Source organism: Thioclava indica, assembly GCF_000714545.1.
Classification (GTDB): Bacteria; Pseudomonadota; Alphaproteobacteria; order Rhodobacterales; family Rhodobacteraceae; genus Thioclava; species Thioclava indica.
Window position 1 is genome coordinate 1 of sequence record NZ_AUNB01000026.1, and the last position, 21,051, is coordinate 21,051.

Below are 21,051 nucleotides of genomic sequence, written 5' to 3' on the forward strand. Positions count from 1 at the left end.
GGGCGGCTCTCTGGAAATGCTGGTCACGGATTCCGCGAAAGCTGAGGAAGGGCAGAGTTATGGTCACAAGACGGACATCAAGTTCACCCACGTCTTACGACGCGGGAACAGGCGAGGGGGCGATGCCCCCTTCGAACCCCCGGGCAATCCCTGTTTCCAAGTATATGGATGAGCTATCCAAATCGATCACCTTCCGGGTGTCGCAGCTTGAGAAGGAGACCCTGGACGACATTGCGCGACGGGCGCGCCGCCCGCTGGCGGAGTTGCTGAGAGAGGCCCTCGGCATGGTGACCTCCGGCCACCGAAGTAGCGTTCCGATCGCGCCGCCTGAGCTGCTGCGCGCGGTGGCTCGGATTGAGGCCGACATGGACGAGGTCACGCGCGTCTTGCGGAGGGCTGAAGTCGACGATGGTTTCCTAGACCACTTGGCGATCCTGAGCCTGCTGGTCGGCATCGACCGAAAGCTTGGGAAGTTGGCGCACAGCCATTGGAGCTGGAGATGATGGTCAAGTTCTTCGCTCACGGCCAAGGCGAGGCCGCTCCGGCCGTGAAGTACCTCATCGAAGAATTTGTCGTGGACTACGATCAGCACCGCCAGCCCAAACTGGATGCCGCGGGCAAGGTCAAACACACCCGCCGCACGATCATGCCCGAAGTTCTGAAGGGCCATCCGGAGCGCATGATCGACCTCGTGGACGCGGTGCCACATCGCTGGAAGTACAAATCAGGCGTGCTGAGCTTTGCTGCCGAGGATGCCCCGACCGAAGCGCATCAGCGCCAGCTCATGGAGGATTTCGAGGCCTTCGCCTGCCCAGGGCTGAGGCATGATCGTTACCGGATGCTCTGGGTGCGCCACCTCCATGTCGGTCGCGTCGAGCTGCACTTCATCATGCCGAGAATGGACTTGCTGACCGGCAAGGCGCTGAACATCGCGCCGCCAGGGCATGAGCAGTCCTTTCTAGCTTTCATGGACCTGCACAATCGCCGCCATGGATGGGCAGACCCGATGGACCCGGCACGGGCGCGCGACGTGAAAAGCATCGCCGAGGCGCCCGAGCGCGCTCAGACTCGGGCGGAGGTCAATGAATGGGTGAAGGCTCAGGTCGGTCTGGGAGTGATCCATGACCGTGTCTCGCTGCTCGAGGCGCTCAAGGGCATCGGCTTTGAGAACCCGAGAGCCGGGAACAATTACATCACCGTCGCCGACCCGGACATGCCGAAAAACAAGTGGCGCCTGAAAGGAAAGTACTTCCATGTCGACTGGACCGCAGACACAACTCAACCCCCGCATTCGGCAGAACATGGAACAGATGCTGGAGGCTCAGCTCGACTCGCTGCAATCCCAGTTGCAGAGCTCGAACGTTGCGTTGCGGAAGACTGCGCAAAGCGTCGCGCGTACAATCTCGGACGATTTGGAGACCCTGCAGCACCTGTCCCGCAAGACCACACGCGACCTGAAGGAAGAGGTCGCGCAACGCAAGGCGGAGATCGAGTGCCTGACACAGGAGCTGGAGGTGCAGCGCTTGAGGCACAGCAAGATCGTAACGCAGAGGGCGGTGGCCCTGATCCTAACGGGGATCGCCCTCGCAGGGTTGATGGCGGCCTTCAGCGCGTTCCTGGGCGCGAAGGTGGCGACAATGCCGCCACCCGAGCCACCGATCCAGCTGATCCCGGAGCAGCTGACGGGCAGCCGGACTATCCGTGGCGTCGGCGGCCTGGGCCAGATGGTCGTCCTGCCCCCCGGGCTGTCGCCCGCAAGGTGCCCGATCGGCACCGGCACGAACCGAACTTGCCTGAAGATGGAGTGATCCTTGATGACCCTGACACCGCTCGAGAAAGAGTTGCTCGCCTGCGTCGAAGAATTGGAGAAGAGCGTCTCCGCGTGCATGCAGCGGCAACTCGAGCAAGAGCAGGCGCTCTCCGACTTGCGGAGCGAATTGAACGCCTCGTTGTCGACCTTGCACGGCGCCTTGGAGGCCGGGCCCAAGCCGCCGGAAAAGATCAAGCCCGAGGGGCGGAAGCGGAGCGGCTTCATCTTCAAACGCCCCTAATGGGCGGAAACGAGCCAGAGCAGTGAAAGTGGAAAAAGAAATGGCAGCGAAAACTGTGCGGGGGAGAGCAGCAAGACCTTCGTACCCGGCCGAGACAAGGGCAAGCGCGGTTCAGGAAGTCCTGAATATCCAGGACGATCACCCGTCCCTCTGGGCTGCCGTCTCCGAGGTTGCGCTACGCGTCGGTTGCGCTCCTAAGACTCTGCTGGAGTGGGTTCAGGACCAGATTAGCCGGTGACCGATTTTGTCCAGACGGTTAATGCGACTTTCATAGTCGGGCATAATTGTTTCGAGAGAGCGCCAGAACCGATGGGAGTGGTCGTGATAAAGAATGTGGCAGGCTTCATGTGCTATGACATAGTCAATGAGTGATGCAGGTGCCATTACTAGGCGCCAGTTAAGCCTTATTTTTCCATTCTTGTCGCAACTTCCCCATCGCTTTGATTGCTCAACTACCAGCATCCGCGGGGTGTCAATTCCAAGCGTCGTACTTACTGCACTGAGCCTTTCCGGAAACCGCCGCATTGCCTTCTCGACATACCATTGGCGCAAACCGGAGCGGATTGACGCGCGACGGATAAGATAGTGCTGATGTGGAAGAACTGGGGCTACAAGGGTTTGTCCACGCGCCGAAATTCGTGTCACGACAGCGTTCGGATCTTCAATAACTCGCAACCGATAAGGTCTTCCAAGATAGTGGAAGCTTTCACCGCTAACGAACTCCTTTGGCTGTGTTTCCGAAGCCAATTCCCTATAATCCGCAAGCTTTTTGATTACCCAGGGTGCCTTTTTTCGGACATGCGCCGCCACGTCTTGGTCAATCATATCAACTGGCGCAAGAACTCGAATTCCATCAAAGCCCACTGAAATAGAGATAGTTTTTCGGCGCGCAGTCCGTTCCAGTCGAAAGCTGATATTCTCTCCGCCATAACTGATATCGTGCTTGTCGATTTGTATCATTTGGAAAATCGCGCTCTGGCCACATCCATAATCTTTGCAGTAGATGCTTCCATTTCCTGAAAATCAGATTGCGCGGTGCGCAGATGCTCTTTGATCTTACGCCGCATCTGGCGTTGAACATCTTCTTTCATGTGCCAGTCGATCACTTGCGTCATGGCTTCGAGGTCTGTCGCAATGCTAGATGCGATTTCTCGGCGCGTGTCAGCATCCAAATCAGGCCGGAACTCTATCAAAGGAAGTATGGCGCCAGACGTGCCCGACAGGCGTATGCCGCCTGCATCACTACGGAGCTCGGCGGAGCGCGTAGCCATTTCTTCCAATCGAGCTAGCTGGCTAGCAGCGCTGACACGATCAGTTCGGCGACGTGAAATGAGTTCCTCGAGTTCTTCCCAAAGTGAAGAGTAGGCTGTTGGGTTTTCATCTCGATGGACGTGTATTTCATGGCGTATCGCATGCTCGATCCTCGCGGCCTTGGCCTCGTCGGAATGAAGCTCGGCCACACTCCGAAGGAATGCAGGATCAAGAATGTCCGTCGGCTGAAGCAGTTGTTCCACGCCTTCCGACTGAAGATGTGATGTGATGAGTTCACCCACCTTTGCGCCATAGGGCCGAGCGTCAAACCGCTCGTCGCTGAACGTTCGGCGAGCTGTTGCGCGAATTCGAGACAGCCACTTAAGATCAGCCAAATATGGTTCTTCCAATGCCTTGGGGTCGGGAAGAACCATATCAAATGCTTCCGCAAAACGTTGGAAGTCTAATTCAAAACGGGCACGCACATCCTCTGGCTCGAGCAACAGGACGCAAGCCTCTTCATCGTTGCGATCGACATTGTCGAACAGGCGCATTGCAGCTCGATGGCGACTTTCAAGAAGTTGGTACTTTTCCGAGGCAGGACGCATTGCCGAGAGGACACCATCATCCTCTGAGAACATTTCGAGCGCTTCAGATATACGTTGATTGTCGCCCCAATAATCTACAACCAAGCCGTACTTTTTACCGTCGGCAGTTCTGTTAACGCGTGCGATTGCCTGCAGCAAAGTATGCTCTCGCAACGGTGCGTCGAGATAAAGAACCTGCTCGATTGGGGCGTCGAACCCCGTCAGCAACATATCGCAGACGACAAGGATTTTCAGAGGGTCGTTCTGGCGCTTGAACCGTGCAATCAGGTCCTCACGTTCTCTCTTGGAATGGTGATGTCGTTGCAGCCGCGCGCTGTCGTTATTCGCGGTCGACATGATGACAGCACATTCCGGAGCACCAAGATCACGAAGTGTCTCTACATAGGTGACTGCTACGTCTCGACTGACCGTCACGATCTGTGCTTTGAACCCATTTGGCTCAATGGTTTCGCGGTAGTGCTGAAGTATATCTTGGCAGATCATCCGGACGCGTTCTTCGGCGCCAGCTACCTTTTCCTGCAAACGAGTTCCGCGTTTCAGCTTCTGGATTTCTTCGTCACTCAATTCGGGAAAGGCACGTCGGATTGCAGATTCCAATTCAACGCCGTGGATACGCATGCGAGCATCTCGCATTTCATAGTAGATCGGAACCGTCGCCTCGTCCTTGACAGCTTGGTGGATCAGATAGCGATGGATGTAGTCGCCAAAGACGCGACGCGTCGCCCGGTCTTTCTTGTCGATAGGCGTACCGGTGAAGGCGATCATAGTGGCGTTCGGCAGGCCCGCTCGCATCCGAGCCGCAAGCGCGCCATATTGAGTTCGGTGCGCTTCATCGACCATAACGAAGATGTTCGGGCTGTCCGAAATGACATCCGTCCGCTTCGGTACAGCCGACTGGAACTTGTGGACGGTCGTCAGTACCGTCGTACCTGCGCCGCCTGACAAAAGTTCTCGTAGGTGTTCGCCGCTTTCAGCCTGCGTGGGATTGGGGAAACCCGCGCGTTGAAATTGGCCGGTGATCTGGCCATCCAGTTCTGTCCGGTCCGTCACGATAACGAGGCGCGGGTTTTCCGCCTCCGGCAACCGACGAAGCTTTATCGCCAAGAAGACCATTGTCAGCGACTTGCCAGAGCCCTGAGTGTGGTGAATCACGCCACCACGCTTGTCTGGCCGCAAAGCGGTCCGGATGCGCTCGATCGTACGGCCCACTGCTACATACTGTTGATAGCGGGCGATCTTCTTGATCCGCTTGCCATCAATGGTTTCGAAGATGATGAAGTTGCGCACCAGATCGAGCAGGTTTTCAGGGGCAAGCATGCCAGCGAGGAGAGCATCCTGCGGCGTCGGTGTGCGGCCGAGGCGCGAGGCAAGTGCATCGCTGCTCAAGGGATAAGGATCGCGCCAGTCGGCCCAGAACCGCGTCGGCGTTGCTGTTGTGCCGCTCTTGGCGACATCGCGCGCGAGCGCGAGTGAAATCTGCGACACCTCGAACAGACGCGGCGCGCCCAGCCCTTGGAACTCGTCCCGCCCCTCATAGCGACGGAACTGGCGAAGTGCGTCACCGATCGGGTCAGAGAGTCCCGGCGATTTGCACTCGATGACGACGAGCGGGATGCCGTTCACATAGACGATGATGTCGGGGATAATCTCTTGCCGTGGGCCTTTAATCGCGACCTGGCGCGCGAACTCGAACGTGTTCTTTTCCACGGTTTCGAAGTCGAAGTAGCGGACGCTCCGGTCTTGCCTGCGCCCGTTCGCATCGGTGTGTGGCAAGGTGATGCCATAGGTCAGCGCCGTGTGGACCTTTTCGTTGGCGTCGATCAAGTCGATGGCCGAAACGCGCGCAATGGCGGCGATGGCGCGGCGGATTCCATCCTGGTCAATCCACGGGTTGAGCGCCTGCAACTGCGTTTCCAAGCGCCGGGTCAGCAAGACATCGGTCGTGCTTTCCCTCAGCCTGGATACGTCGGCGAGCAACAGCTCGCCGTAGTCGAACAGGACCCGAAGCAGGTCTACAGCCGGGTCTTCGACAAACTCGATTTCCAACCGATCGCGGGATGAGCTCATGCCGTCACCGCCTCGGGCGTATTGCCGCTTGGCAGAGAGTTCTCGAAGCGGGCAATCATGCTGGCGGGCAGGCGCAGACGGCCAGAAAGCAACTCTTGCGCAAGCGCGGCGCGCGTGTTTTGCAGCTCTGCCAATGATTGCTTTTCGGCCTCAATGCACCGATCGAAGGCCTCACCGGTATCGGCGATCTTTTCTTGCTCTGCCTTGGGCGGCAGCAGGATTTGCAGTCGCTTGAACGTCGGCATGTAGATGGTCTGGTGCGTGCTTCCCGCCTGCAGGCGATCCCATTCCCGCTTCATGTGTCGGAAGACCTGGAGCAGGTAGCGAGGATCAAGGTCTGATCCGCAAACCCAGTTGGCGAAGTCCTGACTGGTGGCCATTTCGACGGCCAAGCGGCACGCTTTGCCAACGGTCGCCGTTCGGGAAAAGACCACCGTATCAACAGGAAGGACGCGGGCAGACGAATTCTTGATCCCCTTTTCGGTCACCTGTTCCAGTGTGTTTTCAATGGTCAGTTGGTCAAGCGCATCGGTATCACCCAGCGACAGCCATGGAATGGTTCCACCCCAGTACTCGGGCTTGTCCCGATTTGGCGTGTGGCCACTTTCCAGCTTTGCCACGCTGGTGAGCCGAACAAGTTTCCAGTCCGTGGGGATCTGGTCGACGCCTTCTGCGATCCGACCCAGAACCCAGCGTTCCGGCAGGGGCTTCAAAGCCGCATTGTCCCGGCGCGTGCCCTTCGTCAGCAACTCGCGCATGACGGCCTTCTTGGTTTCGCCAAGAGAACTGATCAGCTCTAGCTTTCGTGCGATTACGTCCTCAACTGACCGCAGAACCTCGCCAATGGCCAACTGTTCAGGATATGGGGGATACTGGTACTTGTAGGCTGCTAGGTCGCGAAATGCTATGGAACGGCGCCGGTTGACCCCGCCGTTACTGTACGGCGCAAACCGACCTGACAACGCCAGGCGCTTCAAACTCCGCAACGCGAAAAACGGATCAAGCACCCCTGGCTGCACCTCAAACACCGTATACATTGGGCTGATCAGCCCTGCATCGAACTTCTGAAGGAGGTCGATGGAGCCTTCATCGAGATGAATGGTCGCGTATGCAAACTGTCCTTTCCGAACCAGTTTGTACTGATCAGTGTCGGCACTATGGATAGTTTTGGTGAAATACTCGGACGAGCGCACGAAGCCACGGTGCTTCGTCACGCTCAAAACGGGATAAGGGCCGTTCCCGAGGCCGCGTGTTCTTACTTCTTTAGCCAGCTTGCCGAAACGCGCTTCCTGCCAGCCTTTTGGCAGATCAACCGACATAGCCCATCTCTTTCAGCAGTTCATTCATGCGGGCCTCAGCATCGTCGCGGGCTTTCTCGGCAGCCCAGAGTTTGCCCAGTTCGGCCTTCACGTCGATCGGCTTTTCAGGCTCCAATGTGTCGATGTAGCGAGAGATGTTGAGGTTGAATTCGTTGTCCACGACCTCGGACATGGGCACGATGCGACTGAACCTCTCGGTTTCAATTCGCTCGCGATATGTGTCGACGATCGTCTTGATGTTCCCGGGGGTCAGAACGGCCTTTTTTCCACTGTCATCGGCTTCTTTCGCGGCATGCACGAAGAAGATGTTCCCTTGTTGCTCCGGCGCTTTGTTGCGGTTGAGGATCAGCACGATGGCTGGAATACCGGTGCCCGCGAACAGGTTCTCTGGCAGACCGATGATCGCCTCGATCAGGTCTTCTTCCAGCAGCGCCTTGCGGATGCGCCCGTCGCCTGACCCGCGGAACAACACGCCATGCGGCATGACCACACCGCACATGCCGTCCTTGTTCAGGGTCGCGAGCATGTGCTGCACAAATGCATAGTCGCCGATATTCTTGGCTGGGATGCCGTACTTGAAACGGTTGAAGCTCGCTTTCTCCCCTTCGCCGCTCGCCTCTTCCGCGCCCCACTTGTCGAGCGAGAAGGGCGGGTTGGCGATCACCCGATCATAGAGAATGAGGTTGCCGTCACCATCCAGTAGGCGCGGGTTGCGGATCGTGTCACCTTTTTCGATCCGGGCATCGCGCAGGCCGTGCAGCAGCAGGTTCATCTTGGCGATGGCCCAGGTTCCCAGATTGCGCTCTTGCCCATGCAGCGTAACGTTGATCGCCTCACCCAGGCGCTTGCCCTGTTTCGAGCCGACATATTCCGCGCATTGGATCAGCATGCCGCCAGAACCGCATGTTGGGTCACAGATGCGCATGCCCGGTTCGGGATTAAGCAGCTGCACGATCAGATTGACCACCTGGTGAGGGGTATAGAACTCGCCGCCCTTCTTGCCCGCGTCGTCCGCGAAATATTCGATCAGGTATTCATAGGCCCGCCCGAGCATGTCCGGTTCGGACAACGACCGGTTGGCAAGATTGATGCGAGAGAAATGGTCGATCAGGCCAGCAAGGACGACTTCCTTGTTCTTGGGATCACCCAGCCGCGACTCGCTGTTGAAGTCGATGTTTACCAGAACGCCCTCAATGGCTGGATTGGCATCTTCTAATGCTTCGCAGGCCTTGTTGAGGGATTGGCCGATTTCGACGGTTGTCTTCTTGATGTTGTCCCACCGCGCGCGCTCGGGCACGAAGAACTCGTGTTCATCCGGGTCATTGTAAGCGATGTCTTCCGGCAGGCCGTCGCGGATACGCTCCTGCGCCTCTTCCTCGAAGCGGTCCGACAGGCGCTTGAGGAACAGAAAGCCGAGGATGTAGACCTTGTAGTCCGAACTGTCGATCGAGCCACGGAGGTAATCCGCTGCACGCCAAAGATGATTATTCAGCGCATCGCGCGTCAGTTTTTCCATTTCTATCTCCCTCAATTCATTCCGCCGAAGAGCCGCTGGTTCAGCAGCTGGCGAGCAATGTCGCGCCGTAGCTCCGCCGCACGTATTGCATTCCTGTAGGCGTCGCGCGCTTCAAGCATCAGCGCCGCGATGCGATGTTGTTCATCCATAGGCGGAAGGTTCAGCTCCAACCGTTTCAAATCCTTGGCTGACAGGGACAGCAGCGTGGTCGAGCCCCGACGAAGCAGTTCGATCTTGGGGCGATACGCCTCGCTAGAAAGCAGAGCATAGAGAGCGGCCCCAATGATGCTTCCCCTCGGACGCACGACGATAATGTTGCTACTTGCAATCGCCCCTTCTGTTTCTTCCCCGACCAGGCCAAACTTCATCGCGGTGCCCCGGCCCGTCAGAAGTGTGTCGCCGGCTCGCACGCGGTAGTTTTCTGCGCGTTCCGGCTTATCGAAGCCAACCGTGTCGAGCGCGCCTACCGGTGTTACGGCATCGTCCACGAGGTCTCGGACGCCAATCATCGGCAACTGCTGGCCATCACGCTGCACAGCCTCCTCGCGAGAAGCACCCACCCCCGCAAACACCTCAGCAACATCGCCAAGGCGCACGGCGGCGGCACCATTTCTCGGTTTCTTCATGTTCTCTGTCATGCGGGCTGATGTCGCATATAGATTTACGTAGGTCAATACGGTTAAAGCTTAATGCAAAAACGTAGTCGAATACATTTTTCTAGGGGCCTAAAAAAATGGAGTTGAAATCCGAATTTGAGTCTGCCATATACATGATGTCCAGCCCGATCTGGACACAACTGAAACAGCTATGGAGCACAACATGGCAACACGCGCTGAGCCCAGCGGGCTCAAACTCACCGCATCAGATGCGGCCCTCATTCGCGGAATGGTTCGCCGTGGCGATCGCCACCACGACATTGCAGCTTTCTTCGGAGTGAACCAAGGAAGGGTCGCGGAGATCAAAGATGGAGCCCGGTTCCCGGGGATTCCCGCCGCTGACGAAGGGGAACTGCCGCCTAAGGGGCCGTATATGACCCCGAAGGTCGCATGGATGGAAAACCGGCTGCTGTAACAGCCGGTTTCCAAAAGGGGGCGAAGCCCCGCTAGCAAATATGCTTGAACACCATGTTTCTAGCTGGCCCCTCGATCACAGTCAACGGCCTGAAGCTTCGTCAGGCCGCCAACTTAGCCCCAAGGAGGGCAATCACTATGTTCGAGGTTTTGAAAGCATCTACCGGTTACTTCTGGCGCCTGAAGGGTGGCAACGGAGAAACCCTCTGCCACTCCGAGGTCTATACGACCAAACAGTCGGCTGAACGCGGGGCCGAAACCGCCAAGCGGATCGCGCCAAGCGCGAGCGTCGTCGATCGCACCTAAGTAAAGCACTAACACAACACCCCGTAGCCTTTCGGATGCGGGGTGTTTTTTGATTAGGCTATGGCACTTGACTGTCAGTTTTATCCCGCCGCCAATGAGGGCGTCCTAGTGTTCCATAGCGTTTGCGTGCCCTACGCATCTACGCGCGCCTCCATTCCTTGTGCTAGGCAGATGTCGGCACTGTTAGCTAGATACAGTTCGTGCCGCTGATCGCGATCGCGCAGCTGAGCTTCCGCATCTTAGTGATGGTCGAAGGTCATGGGCTTACCGGGATCGTCGGAGTGTTTTCTCAGCCTCGCGCTCGCGGTGCGTTTCTTAAATGGCTGTTTCAGGCGGAGACCGCGACCGCGCCGCTGCCTCCGCATTCGTCAGCTCTCCGCCCTTGTTTGCGCCCTGGCGTCATGTAGCGCCTAAGGCCTAGGGAGCAGATTTGCAGATCGGGTTGGTTTAGGGAACGGTCTTCATCATTCGGGACTACTCGAGGTCTTTTCTTTTCGCGTCACGTGACCTTCGCTCGGCGCGACGCTCTTCCTCATGACGCTCTCTCAAGAGTTCTTCGATGGCATCTAATCCCCAGCCGCCTTCCCGATACCAGTGGTCAAGGTGGGCCCACTCTTCTGCAACGCGCTTGGGGACCGACGTTGTCTCCACTGCGCCAAGTTCGGTGACCTCGCCTGCGATCTTTCGAGCGGGAGCCTCAGCATCAACGGGCAAATAGAGATCGTGCACGGAAAGAAGCGCCATGGCCTCGTTGTATCGATCAATTACCTTATCGTGGGTTTCAGCCCAAACAGGATCGCGGCGAACGTTGAGCAGGTCGTGGATGTCGACGTCTCCGCGTGCCAGAATCTGTAGCAGCAGCGAACTCGGAATGTCGCGCTCTCCACTTTCGTAGCCGCGATATGCTCGGACGGAGCAGCCCAGCTCTTCTGCCATTTGATCTTGAGTGAGGCCGCGACGACCGCGGTATTTGCGAAGTCCCTGGCTGACGCTCATTTCGCTTCGCCGGCGGATGCGTTCAAAGGTTCGAGCCTCTTCGGCCTCTTCGAGCCGCGCGTCTTGAGAGCGCTCGATCTGCTTCCGCCCAATCCAGCCCTTTTGCTGCGCTGACATGCCTGGGCGAATCACCAAATTGTCTTGGTTTGGGTCGGGCTTGAACTGAAATGGCATTGAACGTTCCTTCATAAGATCGAAAACCTGCAAGATTGTGCCGCTTTATGGGGTCATGAGAAAACATAATAATTTCATTTACTTGGCCCATTTTAGCGAGCCATAATCGTAGTAAGAAAGCGGTTTGGAGGCGCAAATGAACAATACATTTGAGAACGCAGTCACGCCAGAGGTTTGGTGCGAGCGGCTGCGCTCACAAGGAGCAGAGGTTTCAGCACGCGTTTTGCGGGCGAAGGCTCGTTCCTGCGGCCACTACTACGCCCTCGGCCGTGTCATGTTGCTGTCGGCGGAGCATGTCGAGGCGATCCTGTCTGCCGAAGGGGCACAGGTTCGCAGGGGTGGGCAGACTGCGAGGAGTTGGTCTCATGCGAAGTGAGTTCGATCGAGATCACGATTCATCCGCTCGCCAGGAGAAGGCCCGATGTGGTTCGACTATACTGGACGCGGGCAAGTCCCCTGCGGACTGGGTTTCCTGGTTGGAGGAGTACCGCCAAATCAACATCGCCGAGCGAACGTTGCGGGAAAAAGCCAATCGCCTAGGTGCGTGCTTTCGTATCGGCAATGCCATGATCATCACGCCCGAACAGATTGATGAAATTCTGACGGAGGATTGGAAGTGCCGCTCGAACCGTACCTCAGAGGCAAGGTCTATTGGGTCAAAGGCTGGATCGAATACAACAGCCGCCCGATCGCCGGCCCATATCGACAAAGCACGAGATCGACTTCGGAAGCTGGCGCGCGGGACTGGATAAGCGAAGAGACCGAGTTGCAGATCCGCAAGCACATCGTTGGCGAAGAGCGGGCCCTTCGCTTCGCGGATGCAATCGAACTCTACCAGCCCGACAGCAGGAGCGCCCGCCAGCTGCTACCGATCCTCGATGAGATTGGCAGTTTGCCTCTCGCGGCCATTACCGGGCGCTTGCTAAAAAATCTCGGACCGAAGCTGCGCCCGAACGCCTCCACAGATACTTGGTGGCGGGAAATCGTGACGCCCGCGCGCGCGGTCATCAACAATGCGCACGAGCTGAAGGGGACGCCGCTGCTGCGGGTGCGGCGCTACGATCAGTTCGAGCGGAATGCCCAGGACAAACGTCGGGGCAAGACGAGCCGGGTAGAGCGGGTTCCGGCTACCCGGGCCTGGATTGACGCTTTCTGTGCCGAAGCTGATCCTTACAATGCGGCCATGGCGCGCTTCATGTTCGAAACGGCCGCCAGGATCGATCAGGCTGTTTCTCTGACGCCAGACGACCTACGCCCGGAAAAATGCCAGGTCCGGGTCAAAGCTCAGAAGGGACATCCGGAAAGCTGGATCACTGTCTCGCCGGAAATGATGGAAGAGTTGCTGGAGCTGCGCCCCAAGCGCCCCCGCAACCGCAGGACTGGAGTGATTTTGGCGCCGCGGATATTCGGGTATGCCAGCCCAACCGGTTATAATAACCGCTGGAAGACAATCTGCCGTCGTGCCGGTATTCCGTATCTCTCCGCTCATGCCGCAGGAAGGCACGGGTTCTTCACTGAACTGGTCATCCGGCAGGGTGTCGATCCGGTGACAGCCGCGCGAGCCGGGCGTTGGTCAGACGCCAATTTGCCGATGAGCATCTACGCCCATCCGGAGACCGACGAGGCGGACATTCGAGCGCGTTTTCGTACATCCCCTGTACAGACGCGCTTATCGGATGATGATAACATTCAGAAATCACATGGAGAAATCAAAGATGAGTAACACCCTCCTAAGGGGCAGGTTGTTGGTTCGAATCCAACCGGGATCACCAATCACCACATAAAAAGACCCGCGCTGGGCGGGCCTTTCTACTTGATTTTCGGTGGCTCAGATTTCGGTCCAGGCCTTGTCTTCGCCGCCCAGACCACCGATCTGGACACGCGTCGTCAAGCCGATGCGATCAAGCACGGTGAAGAACGGCTTCGGGTCCAGCTCTTCGACGTTTTTCATCGTTTTGGCATCCCAATCGCCCTGCGCGACCAAGATCGCAGCGGCGACCGGAGGCACGCCAGCGGTGTAGGAAATGCCCTGCGAGCCGACCTCGTCATAGGCCTCTTTGTGATCGGCCACGTTATAGACGAACAGCTCAATCTCTGCGCCGTCTTTCACGCCTTTCACCAGATCGCCGATGCAGGTCTTGCCGGTGTAGTTGGGCGCGAGAGAGGACGGATCGGGCAGGCATGCCTTGACCACCTTGAGCGGGATGACCTCTTGCCCCTCGGCGGTGGTGACGGGCAGTTCCGAAAGCAAGCCAATATTCTTCAGCACCGTGAACACGTTGATGTAGTGATCGCCAAAACCCATCCAGAACCGCACATCGGCATCGGGGTAATTCGCGGCCAGTGAGTGCACCTCATCATGGCCTGACATATAGGCTTTTTGCGTGCCCACGACCGGCAGATCCCATTCGCGGCCCACTTCGAACATCGCGTTTTCCTGCCACGCGCCTTGCTGCCAGGAATAAACCGTGCCGGTGAACTCGCGGAAGTTGATCTCGGGATCGAAATTGGTCGCGAAATACTTGCCGTGCGAGCCTGCATTGATGTCCACGATGTCGATGGATTTCACCGAATCCATTTGGTCGGCGGCAAAGCGGGCATAGGCGTTGACCACGCCCGGATCAAACCCGGCCCCAAGGATCGCGGTTACGCCCTTTTGCGCGCAAAGATCGCGTTTCTTCCATTCGTAGTTCGCATACCACGGCGGGGTCTCGCAGATCTTGTCGGGCTCTTCGTGAATCGCGGTGTCGATATAGGCCGCGCCGGTTTCGATGCACGCATCCAGAACGTATTTGTTCACGAAGGCCGAACCGACATTGATCACGATTTGCGCGTCGATCTTACGAATCAGATCAGCGGTTGCGGCGACATCCATCGCGTCCAGCGCATGGGCTTCAAACGTGCCCTCGACCTTCATCGCGCCTTTTTCGCGCACGCTTTGCAAAATCGCATCGCATTTCGATTTGGTGCGCGAGGCGATATGCAGATCGCCAAACAGATCATTATTCTGCGCGCATTTATGCGCCACAACTTGGGCAACGCCGCCTGCGCCGATGATAAGCACGTTCTTTTTCACTTCGGCTGTCTCCTTTTGATTGGACAGGGGAAGGGGGCGCAAGCGCCCTCAGGACAATGAGGAAAGATAGTCCTCATAGGTGAAGTCTTTGATCCGCTCGATTGTGCCATCGGCACGGCGGATCACGATGGCGGGCATGGCCACGCCGTTGAACCAGTTTTTCTTGACCATCGTGTAGCCAGCGGCATCGGCAATCGAAATCCGGTCGCCGATCTGCAAGGGAGACTCGAATTTGCCATCGCCAAAGATATCGCCCGCCAGACAGGTCTTGCCCGCGATCTGATACTCATGCGCGCCGTTTTGCGGCAGCTTGGCCGTCTCGCGATAGATCAGCAGATCCAGCATATGCGCCTCGATCGAACTGTCCACGATGGCGATTTTCTTGCCATTATCGAGAATATCCAGCACCGAGACTTCAAGGCTGGCGGTTTGCGTGATCGCCGCCTCGCCGGGTTCCAGATAGACCTGCACGCCGAAATCGTCCGAGAACCGTTTCAGCCGATCCGCGAGATCATCCAGCGGATAACCCTCGCCCGTGAAATGAATGCCGCCCCCAAGGCTGACCCAGTCGAGCCGCTTGAGGATATCGCCAAACTCCGCCTCGATCCGGCCAAGCTGATGATCAAACAGCGCAAAGTCACTATTCTCGCAGTTATAGTGAATCATCACGCCCGAGATCCGCCCCATCGCAGCCTCAAGCCGTTCGGTATTCCACTCGCCCAACCGCGAGAACGGCCGTGCCGGATCGGCCAGATCGAAACCGCTCGTCGAGAACCGCGGGTTCAGGCGCAGGCCCCGCTCGATATGCGCCGCCTTGTCGCCGAAACGGTCCAACTGGCTCAGCGAGTTAAAAATGATCTTGTCGGCGTAACCGATGGCCTCGTCGATCTCATTATCCGACCACGCCACCGAATAGGCATGCGTTTCCTTGCCGAATTTCTCACGCCCCAGATGCAGCTCGAACAAGGAACTCGAGGTCGTGCCATCCAGAAAGGGGCGCATGATGTCGAACGCCGACCATGTCGCAAAGCATTTCAGCGCCAGCAGTGCCTTGGCACCAGACCGCACGCGCAGGCGCTCGATCTTGCGCATATTTTCAAGCAGGCGCGTCTCGTCGATCAGGTAGAACGGCGTGTCGGACATGGCTTTTCCCCCGGCAGAACAGGCAAGGGATATAGGACGCATGTGGCAGCGGTGCAACCGGACTCAATCGACGCGGATCGCCTCTTTGGATACGCTCAGCGCATAGCCCTTGCGCGCGATATTGCGCACCAGAAGCTCTGTCACCAGTTGATTTCCCAGCGCATCGCGCAGCCGTTTGATCCGCGTGGCGCCCGCCGCTTCTTCGCAATCGGACGCATCGCGCCCCGAGATCATCGCCTCAATCTGCACGCCCGTGAGAATGTCGTCATCCATCCGCGCTTCGGCCAGAACTGAGAGCGTCTCAATCGCGGCGGGCGTCAGAGAAAACGCCATATCGTTCAGCATCACGGCGTTCTCGCCGCGCAAGATGCGCAAGCTTTGCACCTCGATCCCGTTGCGGCGAATCTCTACCATGCGACGGTTTAGTCCAATCAGCAGCAGCAAGAAGATCAGCGTAGCCAGTAATAGCGCTGCGGCAAAGATCAGCAGGATAAAGATGATCATCCGGTAGCTTGCCAGTACATCGGAAAACGCCGTGCCCGATTGCGCCAGAACCTCGAGCAGCTTGATCTCGGCCTGCGAGGTCAGATTGTTGTTCTGCACGAAAATCTGCTCGACCCGCGCGTTGAAAGCGTTCGCATCGGGGAGTGCTGCAAACAGCAAGCCCGCCGCAATTGCCAGAATAGCGACCACAGCGGCAATGCCGCCGATCACCGCGCGCGAGCCCAGCCGCAAACTGTCAGTAACGGAGGAAAAATGGTCCGGCACTGGCCTTCCTTTGCGCTAAGCCTTCGGGGCCGAATGTGGAGACAACCGTGAGCAAGGTCCAGCCCGCAGCGCGCAGCCTCGGCGCCAATTCGCGCGCCGCCTGTTGTTTCGAGCACGCCCCGTCCGAGACTTTTGCAACGCCATATTGCAACTGCAACGGGTTGTCGCGCTTGGCCTTATAGTCGGCGTAGCACTCGGCCTGAGCCGTGCCTGCGATGGCGATAAGGGCGCATATGAGAATGAGCTGTTTCATGCCACTCACGTTGCGCAAAACGCCGTTGTTATTCAATAGCGAAAGGGGGTTGGCGCGGTTGATATCTGATAACAATGCGGCGTTATTGCCTGTCGATGGCGGTTGGAGCGAGGGTTGGTCATCGCAACTGATGCGGCCTGAACGGGTCGCCCCACTGAAAGGACCGACCATGTCGCTCAAAACCAAAATGACCGCATTGTTCACGGCTTCTGCACTGGCCTTGGGCACGTTTGGAATTTCCGCCAGCCCCGCCGCCGCGTTGGGCAAAAAGGATCGTCAGGCGTTGACCGTGATCCTTGGCGTCGGGGCGGCTGCGCTGCTTCTTGATTCGGCGAATAAGAATCAACGCCACGTGCGCCATGCGCCGCCGCCCCCGCCGCGTGTGGTGTATCGCGAAGTGCGTCGCGATGGTTATTATAAGGCGCGTCGCATCGACCGCCGCATCGACCGCCGCATCGACCGCCGTGTCGACCGCCGCATCGACCGTCGCATTGACCGTCGTGTCGACCGTCACATTGACCGCCGTGTCGACCGCCGCCACGAATCGCGTCGCTAAGTCGGACGGCAGGTGCCACTTAAGAGCACCAATCGAGCGGGGCGGGGGCCAAGTGCCCCCGCTTTTTTTATTGAACGCACCGTCGATCCGTTGCATCCCGTCTTGATGACACAAATTCCGGATTACTCCTTTGAAAGCGCTGCCCGCGCGCGGGGTTTGACCCTTATTGCCGGTGTTGACGAGGTCGGGCGTGGCCCGCTTTGTGGCCCCGTCACCGCCGCCGCCGTGGTATTGGATCCGGCCAATATCCCCGCCGGGCTGAACGATTCCAAAAAGCTGAGTGCCGCGAAACGCGCCAAGCTTGCCGCCGAGATCATGCAAAGCGCACAGTTCTGCGTTGCCCATGCCAGCGTCGAGGAAATCGACGAGATCAACATCCTGCAAGCCTCGCATCTGGCGATGTGCCGCGCGGTTGCAGGCCTGCCCACGCGCCCCGATCACGTCCTGGTCGACGGCAATCGCCTTCCGCGCGACCTGAGCCTTTCGGCCGAAGCCGTTGTGAAAGGCGACGGGCGATCTATGTCGATTGCGGCGGCCTCAATTCTTGCCAAAGAGGCGCGCGATTTGCTGATGGTGGATTTGGCGCAACAGTATCCGGGCTATGGCTGGGAGCGCAACGCGGGCTACCCGACCAAGGACCACTTGCAAGCCCTCCTAGATTTGGGGGTAACCCCCGTTCATAGACGTTCGTTCAAGCCTGTCCACAATATCTTGTGCCAAGCAAAATATATAACCCCTTGATTCAAAAAAGAAATTGACGACGAATCGCCTTTGACTCATCTTGGTCTGCATAGATCGGCGCAAAAGCCGACACCCGATAGACGGGCAGAAAGAGGCGAGTATGACCAAAACAAAGACCCTGGCGGCGCGCAATGCGCTGCCCCTGAACGAGATTCTTGCAGGTGACTGCATCGAGGTAATGAACAGCCTGCCGGAAGGCAGCGTTGATCTGATTTTTGCCGACCCCCCCTACAACTTGCAATTGCGCGGCGATCTGCATCGCCCTGACAATTCCAAGGTCGATGCGGTGGATGACGCTTGGGATCAGTTCGGTTCATTTGCGCATTACGACCAGTTTACCCGCGACTGGCTGGCCGCCGCGCGCCGTATCCTCAAACCGAATGGCGCGATTTGGGTGATTGGCTCGTATCACAACGTCTTCCGCATGGGCGCCGAGCTACAAAATCAGGGGTTCTGGATTCTCAATGACGTCGTCTGGCGCAAATCCAACCCGATGCCGAATTTCCGCGGCAAACGCCTGACGAACGCGCATGAAACGCTGATCTGGGCGTCCAAGGCCGAGGGCGCGAAATATACCTTCAACTATGAGGCGCTGAAATCGCTGAACGAGGGGATCCAGATGCGCTCGGATTGGGTGATCCCGATCTGCAATGGCGGTGAGCGGCTCAAGGATGATAACGGCGACAAGGCCCATCCCACGCAAAAGCCCGAGGCCCTGTTGCATCGCCTCATCGTCGGCACCACCAATCCCGGCGATGTCGTGCTCGACCCGTTCTTTGGCACCGGCACCTCGGGGGCGGTCGCCAAGATGCTGGGTCGCGATTTCATCGGTATCGAGCGCGAGGAAGCCTATCGCGAGGTCGCCAAAAAACGTCTCTCGAAGATTCGCAAATTCGATCGTGAGGCGCTTGAGGTCTCGACATCGAAGCGCTCCGAACCCCGCGTGCCCTTCGGTCAACTGGTCGAACGCGGCATGCTGCGCCCCGGCGAAGAGCTGTTTTCGATGAACGGGCGTCACAAGGTCAAGGTGCGCGCCGATGGCACGCTGATCGGCGATGATGTCAAAGGTTCAATCCATCAGGTCGGCGCCCATCTCGAAGGCGCGCCCAGCTGCAATGGCTGGACTTACTGGACGTTCAAGCGCGACGGCAAACAGGTTCCCATCGACCTGCTGCGCCAACAAATCCGCGCCGAAATGAACTGAGCTTCACACTAATCACAAAGTTTACCGCCAGTGCCTGAGGTCCGCCCTCAGGCACAGCCTTGCCCCGTCGTGTGAAAACGACGGGGCCTTTTGCGTTTGAAGGAAAACGGGGGCGCTGCCCCCCCGTCGCCGGAGGGCGACAATTAACAGTCAAAGAGGGGGCGCTGCCCCCTCTGGCTGCGCCATTCACCCCCGGGATATTTCGATCAAGAGGAAGTTAGGGCTTTCTTTACCAGAATCAGGTGAGCTTGGTCCTACGGAACAGGCGGGGACGCCGATGGCCGTTCAAGGGGAAGCGCCCGGCCTTGCCGCCCAAAGACGGGCCCGAGCCGGGCGTTTTTTCTTCCTCTTGATAAAAATATCCCGGGGGAGGCCGCAGGCCGGGGGCAGCGCCCCGATCCGATCAGCTTTTTTCCAGCCGCGCGCGCAATTCGCGTAAGACCGGCAAGGTTGCGCGCACTTTATCGGGGCCCAGATCGCGCACAATCCCGCCAATGATCGGCATCAAAGACGCCAGCGCGCCATCGCGAGCCCGCCGGCCGGAGGGCGACAGCGACACCCATTTGCGCCGCGCATCATCCCAATCGGGGCGGACATGCACGTGGCCCGCCCATTCCAGCTTGGCAAGCGTATTGGTCATTGCGCCGCGCGTCACATGTAGCGCCTCGGCCAACTGTGCGGGCGTGCGTTCTTCATTGATGTGGCTGAGCAGGTTGAGCACCGAAAAATGTGAGATCTCCATCCCCTTGGGCAGCGCGCGGCTGACCACGTTTCGTGCCAGTTGATCGGCCATGAAGACCTCGGCGAACAGGGCTGCGGCAAGGGGATCGGGATCCTGGCTCACGGTGCCTCATAGCTCCGGTCATGAAACAGCGAGCGCAGGCGCAGACGCGTGGTTTCAACCTCATCGAGATCGATATCGACAAGGCTGACGCCGGGCTCGGTGCCACCATCCACCAGCACATCCCCCCAAGGGTTCACTGCCAGAGAATGCCCCCAGGTTTTGCGTGGGCGCCCCTCATGCGCACCATGGGTGCCACATTGCGCCGGGGCCAGAACAAAGCACGAGTTCTCGATCGCGCGCGCACGCACCAAGGTTTCCCAGTGGGCGCGCCCGGTGCCCTCGGTAAAGGCCGAGGGGATTGTCAAAATATTCGCCCCCGCCTGTGCGAGTTGGCGATAGAGATGAGGAAAGCGCAAATCATAGCAGACTGACATCCCGATCTGCCCGTATTTAGAGGGCGCAAGCACTGCCTGCTTGCCGGGGCGATAGCCCTCGGATTCGCGGTAGCGCTCGGTCTCGGAGACATCGAGATCGAACATATGGATTTTGTCATAGCTCGCGTTGATATCGCCCTTGCGACCGATCAGATAGGACCGGTTGGCAAAGCGCCCGTCATCATCGCCGGTTTGCAAGCACAGCGATCCGATCAACACGTAAACGCCCAGCTTTTCCGCCTCTTGGCGGATCGCAGCCAGAGTAGGGTCGTTATGTTCGTGATGCAGCACCTCGCGCTGATAGGCGCGATCCGAGGAGATCAGATTGGTGCATTCGGGCGTCGCGATCATCTGCGCGCCAGCAGCCGCGGCCTCGCGGATGAATTCAAGCGTGACCGGCAGGTTTTTGACCGGATCGTCGGTAACAGACAGCTGAACCAGAGCAGCTTTCATTGCATCACTCCGCCAACATCGTGTCGAGCTTGCCCGAATGGTCAAGCGCATGCAGCTCGTCGCAGCCGCCAATCGGTTCATCGCCAATGAAAATTTGCGGCACCGTGCGTCCACCCTTTGCGCGCTGCATCATTTCTGCGCGCAGATGCGGGTCACGGCCCACGTCGGTTTCTTCATAGGTTACGCCCTTTTGCTCCAACAGGCGCTTGGCCATGATGCAAAACGGGCAGGTTCGGGTGGTATAGATCTCGACGCGCTTCATGCGATAATCCCTTTCAAGT

At 58.2% G+C, this 21,051-nt stretch carries 23 protein-coding genes; 9 read left to right on the forward strand and 14 right to left on the reverse strand.

Annotated elements, in window-relative coordinates; genetic code table 11:
- Nucleotides 1-122: 122 nt before the first annotated feature.
- Nucleotides 123-503, forward strand: a complete 381-nt coding sequence (locus DT23_RS09155; protein WP_156023904.1) for a hypothetical protein — start codon at nt 123-125, stop codon at nt 501-503.
- A 221-nt stretch (nt 504-724) separates the two neighbouring features.
- Here DT23_RS09155 and DT23_RS20020 read toward each other — a convergent pair whose 3' ends face one another.
- Nucleotides 725-946, reverse strand: a complete 222-nt coding sequence (locus DT23_RS20020; RefSeq protein WP_038130634.1) for a hypothetical protein — start codon at nt 944-946, stop codon at nt 725-727.
- Nucleotides 947-1,253: 307 nt separating this feature from the next.
- Here DT23_RS20020 and DT23_RS20025 point away from each other — a divergent pair, with 307 nt between their 5' ends.
- Nucleotides 1,254-1,808, forward strand: a complete 555-nt coding sequence (locus DT23_RS20025; protein ID WP_038130637.1) for a hypothetical protein — start codon at nt 1,254-1,256, stop codon at nt 1,806-1,808.
- Nucleotides 1,809-1,814: 6 nt separating this feature from the next.
- A complete protein-coding gene (locus tag DT23_RS20030; protein WP_038130639.1) occupies nt 1,815-2,051 on the forward strand; it encodes a hypothetical protein in 237 nt (78 codons plus the stop codon).
- Nucleotides 2,052-2,267: 216 nt separating this feature from the next.
- Here DT23_RS20030 and DT23_RS19050 read toward each other — a convergent pair whose 3' ends face one another.
- Genes DT23_RS19050 through DT23_RS09200 form a run of 5 tightly spaced genes read right to left on the reverse strand, consistent with a single transcriptional unit; the run spans nt 2,268 to nt 9,438 of the window.
- Nucleotides 2,268-3,011: a M48 family metallopeptidase gene (locus tag DT23_RS19050; RefSeq protein ID WP_081847044.1), complete on the reverse strand. Its 744-nt coding sequence runs from the start codon at nt 3,009-3,011 to the stop codon at nt 2,268-2,270.
- Nucleotides 3,008-5,977 (reverse strand): type I restriction endonuclease subunit R, encoded by a 2,970-nt coding sequence (locus tag DT23_RS09185; RefSeq protein WP_038130640.1) that lies wholly within the window; start codon nt 5,975-5,977, stop codon nt 3,008-3,010. Before DT23_RS09185 ends, DT23_RS19050 begins: the two co-directional genes overlap by 4 nt.
- The gene (locus DT23_RS09190) at nt 5,974-7,296 is read right to left on the reverse strand and encodes a restriction endonuclease subunit S (protein ID WP_051697174.1); all 1,323 of its coding nucleotides are present in this window, start codon (nt 7,294-7,296) and stop codon (nt 5,974-5,976) included. The genes DT23_RS09185 and DT23_RS09190 overlap by 4 nt, the downstream gene beginning before the upstream one ends.
- On the reverse strand, nt 7,286-8,812 hold the full coding sequence (locus DT23_RS09195; protein WP_038130642.1) for a type I restriction-modification system subunit M: 1,527 nt from the start codon (nt 8,810-8,812) through the stop codon (nt 7,286-7,288). The genes DT23_RS09190 and DT23_RS09195 overlap by 11 nt, the downstream gene beginning before the upstream one ends.
- Nucleotides 8,813-8,823: 11 nt before the next feature.
- Entirely contained in the window at nt 8,824-9,438 is a 615-nt protein-coding gene (locus DT23_RS09200; protein ID WP_038130698.1) for a restriction endonuclease subunit S, read from the reverse strand.
- Nucleotides 9,439-9,631: 193 nt separating this feature from the next.
- On the opposite strand from DT23_RS09200, the gene DT23_RS09205 reads away from it, so the two are divergent.
- A complete protein-coding gene (locus tag DT23_RS09205; protein WP_156023905.1) occupies nt 9,632-9,883 on the forward strand; it encodes a hypothetical protein in 252 nt (83 codons plus the stop codon).
- A 137-nt stretch (nt 9,884-10,020) separates the two neighbouring features.
- Nucleotides 10,021-10,188: a YegP family protein gene (locus DT23_RS19700; RefSeq protein ID WP_162177198.1), complete on the forward strand. Its 168-nt coding sequence runs from the start codon at nt 10,021-10,023 to the stop codon at nt 10,186-10,188.
- Nucleotides 10,189-10,662: 474 nt separating this feature from the next.
- Here the strand turns inward: DT23_RS19700 and DT23_RS09220 are convergent, their stop codons facing one another.
- Entirely contained in the window at nt 10,663-11,358 is a 696-nt protein-coding gene (locus tag DT23_RS09220; RefSeq protein WP_038130649.1) for a helix-turn-helix domain-containing protein, read from the reverse strand.
- Between the two features lie 616 nt (nt 11,359-11,974).
- Here DT23_RS09220 and DT23_RS09225 point away from each other — a divergent pair.
- Nucleotides 11,975-13,081: a tyrosine-type recombinase/integrase gene (locus DT23_RS09225; protein ID WP_051697176.1), complete on the forward strand. Its 1,107-nt coding sequence runs from the start codon at nt 11,975-11,977 to the stop codon at nt 13,079-13,081.
- Nucleotides 13,082-13,186: 105 nt separating this feature from the next.
- Here DT23_RS09225 and DT23_RS09230 read toward each other — a convergent pair whose 3' ends face one another.
- From DT23_RS09230 to DT23_RS09245, 4 genes are all read right to left on the reverse strand, one after another.
- A complete protein-coding gene (locus tag DT23_RS09230; RefSeq protein WP_038130651.1) occupies nt 13,187-14,434 on the reverse strand; it encodes a saccharopine dehydrogenase family protein in 1,248 nt (415 codons plus the stop codon).
- A 48-nt stretch (nt 14,435-14,482) separates the two neighbouring features.
- Nucleotides 14,483-15,577 carry a carboxynorspermidine decarboxylase gene (locus tag DT23_RS09235; protein ID WP_038130652.1) on the reverse strand — a complete coding sequence of 365 codons (1,095 nt, stop codon included), beginning with the start codon at nt 15,575-15,577 and terminating at the stop codon, nt 14,483-14,485.
- A gap of 63 nt (nt 15,578-15,640) precedes the next feature.
- A complete protein-coding gene (locus tag DT23_RS09240) occupies nt 15,641-16,345 on the reverse strand; it encodes a hypothetical protein (RefSeq protein ID WP_081847047.1) in 705 nt (234 codons plus the stop codon).
- A complete protein-coding gene (locus DT23_RS09245) occupies nt 16,317-16,598 on the reverse strand; it encodes a hypothetical protein (protein WP_038130655.1) in 282 nt (93 codons plus the stop codon). Before DT23_RS09245 ends, DT23_RS09240 begins: the two co-directional genes overlap by 29 nt.
- 169 nt (nt 16,599-16,767) lie before the next feature.
- On the opposite strand from DT23_RS09245, the gene DT23_RS09250 reads away from it, so the two are divergent.
- From DT23_RS09250 to DT23_RS09260, 3 genes are all read left to right on the forward strand, one after another.
- Nucleotides 16,768-17,154, forward strand: a complete 387-nt coding sequence (locus DT23_RS09250) for a hypothetical protein (protein ID WP_156023908.1) — start codon at nt 16,768-16,770, stop codon at nt 17,152-17,154.
- Nucleotides 17,155-17,259: 105 nt separating this feature from the next.
- Nucleotides 17,260-17,895 carry a ribonuclease HII gene (locus DT23_RS09255; RefSeq protein ID WP_038130658.1) on the forward strand — a complete coding sequence of 212 codons (636 nt, stop codon included), beginning with the start codon at nt 17,260-17,262 and terminating at the stop codon, nt 17,893-17,895.
- Nucleotides 17,896-17,995: 100 nt separating this feature from the next.
- Nucleotides 17,996-19,099, forward strand: a complete 1,104-nt coding sequence (locus DT23_RS09260) for a site-specific DNA-methyltransferase (RefSeq protein WP_038130659.1) — start codon at nt 17,996-17,998, stop codon at nt 19,097-19,099.
- A gap of 403 nt (nt 19,100-19,502) precedes the next feature.
- On the opposite strand, the gene DT23_RS09265 is transcribed toward DT23_RS09260, so the two are convergent.
- Genes DT23_RS09265 through grxC form a run of 3 tightly spaced genes read right to left on the reverse strand, consistent with a single transcriptional unit; the run spans nt 19,503 to nt 21,032 of the window.
- Nucleotides 19,503-19,943, reverse strand: coding sequence for a MarR family winged helix-turn-helix transcriptional regulator (locus DT23_RS09265; RefSeq protein WP_038130660.1), 441 nt, complete (start codon nt 19,941-19,943; stop codon nt 19,503-19,505).
- Nucleotides 19,940-20,770, reverse strand: coding sequence for a carbon-nitrogen hydrolase family protein (locus DT23_RS09270; protein WP_038130661.1), 831 nt, complete (start codon nt 20,768-20,770; stop codon nt 19,940-19,942). The genes DT23_RS09265 and DT23_RS09270 overlap by 4 nt, the downstream gene beginning before the upstream one ends.
- A gap of 4 nt (nt 20,771-20,774) precedes the next feature.
- Entirely contained in the window at nt 20,775-21,032 is a 258-nt protein-coding gene (gene grxC / locus DT23_RS09275; RefSeq protein WP_038130663.1) for a glutaredoxin 3, read from the reverse strand.
- Nucleotides 21,033-21,051: the final 19 nt, after the last annotated feature.